The sequence below is a fragment of the Gallibacterium faecale genome (assembly GCF_027920745.1).
Lineage (GTDB): Bacteria > Pseudomonadota > Gammaproteobacteria > Enterobacterales > Pasteurellaceae > Gallibacterium > Gallibacterium faecale.
The window spans coordinates 65,049-71,622 of record NZ_JAQIBB010000079.1; the positions used below are offsets into that span (position 1 = coordinate 65,049).

A 6,574-nucleotide genomic window follows, 5' to 3' on the forward strand; every position below is an offset into this window, starting at 1 on the left:
TTATGGCTACCACATCAAAAACATTTGCCGATAGAATTGAGCATTTAGGAAATAAAATTCCTCATCCATTTTTTCTGTTTATTTATTTATGTATTGCAATTGCAATAATTTCATTATTTCTAAGCAATAGTAGTGTTATTCACCCTGCTACACAAAAGGTTGTTGCAGTTAAAAGTATTATTAGCACAGAAGGATTACTTTATATTTTAAATTCTACTGTGCAGAATTTTATTTCATTTAAACCTTTAGGTTTGGTGTTATGTATGATGATAGCGATTGGTTTTATGCAAGAAGTTGGATTAGCCAGTGCTGCTATTAAAGCATTATTATTAAATACACCAAAAAAACTCGTGACTGCCAGTATATTTCTAGTTGGAATTATTGGAAATCTTGCCTCAGATGCTGCATTTATTTTAGTTCCACCTCTCGCTGGAATTATCTTTCTTGCCACTAAAAGAAATCCTGTTGTTGGCGTAGCTGCTGGATTTGTTGCTGTTGCAGCCGGATTTACAGCAAATATTTTTATTGCGGGCACCGATGTTTTACTATCTGGAATTACCAATGAAGTTATAAAATCTGTTTCTGATAAACAAATTACACCAGCAGCAAACTGGTATTTTATGTTGGTTTCTGTTCCATTTTTAGTCATTATATGTACATTCATTACTGAAAAAATTATTGAACCTAGATTTGCTCATCAACTTGATGATATTCAAAAAACACATACTCAAGATATTCATGATGTGACGGAACAAGAATATAAAGCGCTAAAAATAACCGGAATATTTGCATTAGCTTTTATATTATTACTTATACTATTTATTTATCCTGATAGTTCTCCATTACGTAATAAATCGGGTGGTTTAGTTCCCTCACCGCTATTAAATGGAATTATCCCAATACTAATTACTTTCTTCTTAAGCTGTTCACTATTATTTGGATTTATCGCGAAAAAGTTGAATAGTGCTGAAGATATTCCAGAATTCATGGCTAAATCTTTGCGAGGTGCCGGTAGTTATATTGTATTAGTATTTGTTATTGCCCAATTTATTGCTTGGTTTAATTGGACAAACTTATCTACTTATCTTGCCGTAACATTGGCGAACTTCTTTATGCATTTAAATTTTCCACCTATTGTAATGCTTGCAGGATTAACCCTCTCTGCAGCGGCTATCAATCTCATTGTATTTAGTGGTTCAGCACAATGGGCAATGATGGCTCCCGTCTTTGTGCCTGTATTTGTCTTATTGGGTATAGAACCTGAGGCTATTCAAATGGCCTATCGTATTGGTGATTCAACGACTAATGTTATCTCGCCAACTAACTCTTATATGCCAATGATATTAGCTATTATTGCCCAATACTCAAATAAAGTCCGTTTTGGTACATTTTTGGCTATGATGCTTCCTTATGCGATCATACTGCTCTTTAGTTGGATGGCACTATTTTTAATTTACTATGCGCTTGGTTTACCAATAGGCCCAATGTAATCATTTATTGTTGCATCCCATTTTGGTAATAAAGCTAAACTAGCTTCATGAAAAGCGGCTATCATCGGATGATGATGCCCTTTTCTTTTTATTATGCCAATGGTTCTTAATACTTTTGGCAAGTTTAATGGAATAAATTTAACTTTCTCATGTTGTTTTAAAAAAGCAAATGTAGATGAAAGAATTGAACAGCCTAAATTATTTTGTACCATACCAATTATCGTTTCAGCACGATTAATATTAAACTGAGGTGAATAATCCAATTTTAATTGTTGATAAGTTTCATCCACCAAATATCTAATTGAATTCTCCGGCGCTACACTAATATTCACTAGTGGATAAACTTCTTCCCAACTTACCTCTTTTTTCATTGCTAATGGATGTTCTTCATTACAAATAAAACATAAGTGATCATTAAATAATGGTAATCCTTCTAGATCAGTCCAATTTGGATCAATAATTGTCACGCCTATATCTGCTATACCTGAGCGTACTTCCATTTCAATTTGTTTATACTTCGTCTCTAAAAGAATAAAATTTGTATTCAAATACTTTTTCTGTATTTGAAAAATTGCCATAGGAATGAATGAAGCAGCTAACGAATATAAACTGGAAATAGTAAAATTTGACTGATCTATTTCTAATTTAAAACGTTCTAAACGTCCTACAATTTCTTTCGCTTCCAGGTAAAAACATTTCCCTTTTTCTGTAGGAACCAATTTATTATCTTGGCGAATAAAAAGTGGGCATCCTAATTGCTCACTTAACCTTTTCATCGACTGACTTAAAGCAGATTGAGTAATAAAACATTTTTCTGCTGCCGATTGCATATTTTTTTCTTCCACCAGCAAAGTGAAAGCTTTTAATTGTCGGTAACTAATTTCCATTTTATTACTCCTATATCTAATAAGTAGTAAATAAAATAATAGCAATGTTAATTAAAATATATAACCCTATCAGCTAATAAGATAAAAAAATACCTCGCCATTGCGAGGTATTTATCTTAAACCACTATGTGAGGAAACTTTTCGTTATTTATTCCTTAATCTTCCTGATAAAGAATCGTAGCTCCTTGTTCTGCAGAAGAGACATTTTTTCTAAACAGAGAAAATAACTCTCTTCCTGACAACTGATAATCTGCTGATAAATCAATTTTAACTGCACTACGCTGTTGTAAATCAGTTAAACAACGTAAGATACCTGCTTCTGCATCAATTTCAATCATATCACCAGATTGTAAATACGCTAATGGACCACCTTTATAAGACTCAGGTGATACATGAATAATCGACGGCACTTTACCAGAAGCCCCTGAAAGTCTGCCATCAGTCACTAACGCCACTTGTAAACCTTGCTCCATTAAGTTACCTAAAATTGGCATCAGTTGATGTAACTCTGGCATACCACGAGCCGCAGGGCCGCTATTACGTACCACGATCACAGCATTTTGTTGTAATTGCCCTTGCTTATAGGCTTTAACTACATCTTCCTGATCTTCAAACACAATCGCAGGCGCAGTAATTTTACGGTGTTCCGGCGCAACCGCACTAATCTTAATCACACCACGTCCTAAATTACCATCTACAACTTTTAAGCCACCTTGTGCACTAAATTCACAACCAGCTGGTGCGATAACATTTGGATCTGCCGTTTCGTTCACTTGTTGATAAACAATCTTGCCATCAACTAAAGTTGGTTGTGCAAAATAGTCTTGCATCGTGCCATAAATTGGAGTCGCATCTAAATGCAATAGCCCACGTTCTGCTAAACGTTTTAACAATAATGGCACTCCGCCTGCTTGATGAAACTCATTCACATCCGCTGGTCCGTTTGGATAGACTTTCGCTAATAGTGGCACCACATTAGAAAGCTCAGCAAAATCATCCCAATTAATAATAAAACCAGCAGCACGTGCAACCGCGACCATATGCATTGTATGGTTGGTGCTGCCACCTGAAGCTAATAAGGCAACTAAGCCATTCACTAAACTCTTTTCATCAACCACTTTCGCTAATGGACGGAAATCACTGCCATTATGGCTAATTTTAATCATCTGTTTACTAACTAACTCAGTTAATAACGGACGTAATGGACTATTTACTGGTACAAAAGCTGAACCAGGCAACATTAAGCCCATAGCTTCAAACACTAATTGGTTGGTATTAGCTGTACCATAGAATGTACAAGTTCCATTACTATGATAAGCTGCATTTTCCATCTCTTGTAATGCCTCTTTACCCAGTTTGCCCGCCGCATATTGCTGACGAATTGCCACTTTCTCTTTATTCGAAATCCCCGTTGACATCGGGCCTGATGGTACAAACGCAGTAGGCAAATGTCCGAACACTAATGCGCCCATTAATTGACCGGGTGCAATTTTATCGCAAATCCCTAATAACAAAGTGGCATCAAAGGTATTATGGCTAAGTCCTATTGCTGTTGCTTGAGCAATTAAATCACGTGAGAACAGAGAAAGATCCATCCCTTCTTGCCCTTGCGTAATCCCATCACACATTGCAGGAACGCCGGCAGCAACTTGAGCAGAATGTCCCAATTCGCTAAGCACTTGTTTAATTTGCGCCGGATAGTCCAGATAAGGTGCATGTGCACTCAACATATCATTATAGGCAGACACAATTCCCACGTTGATAGTCGTAAAGTCAAGGATTGTCTTTTTCTGTGCCGGACAACAGGTCGCCACAGTATGTGCTAAGTTTCCACAACTTAAATGAGCACGGCTTTTACCACGCGCTAATTGTTGCTCAATCCGTTGTAAATATTGCTGACGTGTTGCCTTACTACGTTGGGCAATCCGTTGTGTAATTTCAGAGATAATTGGATTCATTATTTGCACCTTATTCATTTAAAAACGGTTTAATTGCGGCAACACAACGAGCAACGACAGTTTCAAAAGGGGCATTAATATCAATATGAATCACATCTTTTTCATCAGCTTGAGGTTCTTCTAATGTCGCAAATTGACTTTTTAACATATCCACTTTCATATAGTGGCCTTGACGTTTTTGCATCCGAGATAACACCAGATCAAAATCCCCTTTAAGGTAGATAAACTTCACATCCTTATTCCCTTCACGGATTTGGTCACGATATTTTTTCTTTAATGCTGAACAGATGATAATCCCTTTTTCTGATTTTTGTTCTAAGCTAAATGCTGCATCACGAATACGTTCTAACCATGGTGCACGATCCTCGTCATTTAACGGATGCCCATCACGCATTTTAATAATGTTGGCACGAGGGTGAATATCATCCCCATCAATTAATTTCATTCCTAATTGTTTAACAATTTCTGTACCTACACTGGTTTTACCTGTACTTGATACGCCCATAAGAATAAAACTTTTGCCGATTGACATAACACACCTCATCATTAATTGGATAATTTCTAAAAATTGGCAACATCTTATCACGTTATCGGTAACATTCAACATCTGCTTAATTTTCTATAAAATTTTTGTGATCTTTGTCAATAAATAGGATAAATGACTAAAAAGAATACAATATGAATAAAAAATAATCTAAATATAATAAATAATATGATCCAGATCTCACTTTTACAAAATTTAGAGGTTATCCTCTTTTATTTTTCTTGGTTATCGGTAACATTTGCAACATCCAAAAAATATTCATCTTATTTTTTACTCAAAACTTCATTCGGAGGAATTCACTATGGCTCATGATGCAACTTCGCTACTGTTGATTGCACTCTGTGCAGTAGCCGCATTATTAGTTTTAATTATGCGCTTTAAAATTCATGCCTTTGTTGCATTAACACTCGTTAGTTTATTAACAGCGCTCGCAACAGGCACCCCATTTGCGAAAATTGTACCAACAATGCTAACCGGCTTTGGTAATACCCTTGCCTCCGTTGCTTTACTTGTTGGTTTAGGTGCAATGATCGGTCGTTTACTCGAAATTACCGGTGGGGCAAAAGTATTAGCAGATACGCTTATTGATAAATTTGGCGAAAAACGTGCTCCATTTGCATTAGGTGTCGCTTCACTTTTATTCGGTTTCCCAATCTTTTTTGATGCTGGGTTAGTTGTAATGTTACCGATAATCTTTAGTGTGGCAAAACGTTTTGGAGATTCAACATTAAAATATGCGTTCCCTGCTGCTGGTGCTTTTGCGGTAATGCACGCATTTTTACCACCACATCCAGGTCCAGTTGCATCTGGTGAATTACTTGGAGTAAATATGGGTTTACTTGTAATCGTGGGTTTAATCACTGCCATTCCAACTTGGTATGTTGGCGGTTATCTCTATGGTCAATTTATCGGTAAACGCATCCATATTCCACTTCCAACCACATTCTTAAGTAAAAATGTCGTATCAGAAACTGCGAACTTAGAAGTGCCTAGCTTTGGTAAAGTCTTATTCATTCTGTTATTACCACTTTGCTTAATCTTCTTGGATACTGGCTTAAATACACTTAGCACTATTAAAGCGATTGATGGGTCACAAACTTGGGTTGAAATTCTTAGAATGTTAGGAAAAACGCCAGTAGCATTATTAATTACGTTGTTAGTATCCATCTTATTATTAAAAGGCCAACGTACTAAAGAACAAATCGAAAAACTTTGCGATAGCGCATTAGGTCCAATCTGTTCTATCGTATTAGTAACAGGTGCTGGTGGTATGTTTGGTGGTGTATTACGTGCGAGTGGTATTGGTGATGTACTTGCACAAACACTCTCTAATACCGGTTTACCAGTTATCGTGGCTGCTTTCGTTATCTCAACTTGTTTACGTGTTGCCCAAGGCTCTGCTACTGTTGCTTTAACCACTACCGCAGCATTAATGGCACCAACCATTGCAGCAACACCGGGCTTAAGTCAATTTGATCTTTGCTTTATCGTGATTTCTATTGCTTCTGGTGCAACTGTATTATCTCACGTCAATGATTCAGGTTTCTGGTTAATCAGCCGTTTCTTAGAAATGGATACCAAAACCACCTTTAAAACTTGGACAGTGTTAGAAACAATTCTTGGTGTCGTTGGTTTTACCATTGTTTCTATCGCAAGTATCTTCCTATAAATTAGTTTTTTAAATAAAATAGTATG

General features: G+C 36.4%; 5 protein-coding genes. 2 read left to right on the plus strand and 3 right to left on the minus strand.

From position 1 onward, the window contains the following. Positions 1-2 precede the first annotated feature (2 nt). Positions 3-1,490, plus strand: a complete 1,488-nt coding sequence (locus PF272_RS09235) for an AbgT family transporter (protein ID WP_271142516.1) — start codon at positions 3-5, stop codon at positions 1,488-1,490. On the opposite strand, the gene PF272_RS09240 is transcribed toward PF272_RS09235, so the two are convergent. The 3 genes from PF272_RS09240 to PF272_RS09250 form a co-directional block, all read right to left on the minus strand. Continuing rightward, entirely contained in the window at positions 1,457-2,377 is a 921-nt protein-coding gene (locus tag PF272_RS09240; protein ID WP_271142517.1) for a LysR family transcriptional regulator, read from the minus strand. The two genes, PF272_RS09235 and PF272_RS09240, sit on opposite strands and share 34 nt — an antisense overlap. 155 nt (positions 2,378-2,532) lie before the next feature. Continuing rightward, the gene (edd, locus tag PF272_RS09245) at positions 2,533-4,335 is read right to left on the minus strand and encodes a phosphogluconate dehydratase (RefSeq protein WP_271142518.1); all 1,803 of its coding nucleotides are present in this window, start codon (positions 4,333-4,335) and stop codon (positions 2,533-2,535) included. Between the two features lie 10 nt (positions 4,336-4,345). Continuing rightward, a complete protein-coding gene (locus PF272_RS09250) occupies positions 4,346-4,867 on the minus strand; it encodes a gluconokinase (RefSeq protein ID WP_271142519.1) in 522 nt (173 codons plus the stop codon). A 313-nt stretch (positions 4,868-5,180) separates the two neighbouring features. Between PF272_RS09250 and PF272_RS09255 the strand changes: the two genes are divergently transcribed. Then, entirely contained in the window at positions 5,181-6,548 is a 1,368-nt protein-coding gene (locus PF272_RS09255) for a GntP family permease (RefSeq protein WP_271142520.1), read from the plus strand. Positions 6,549-6,574: the final 26 nt, after the last annotated feature.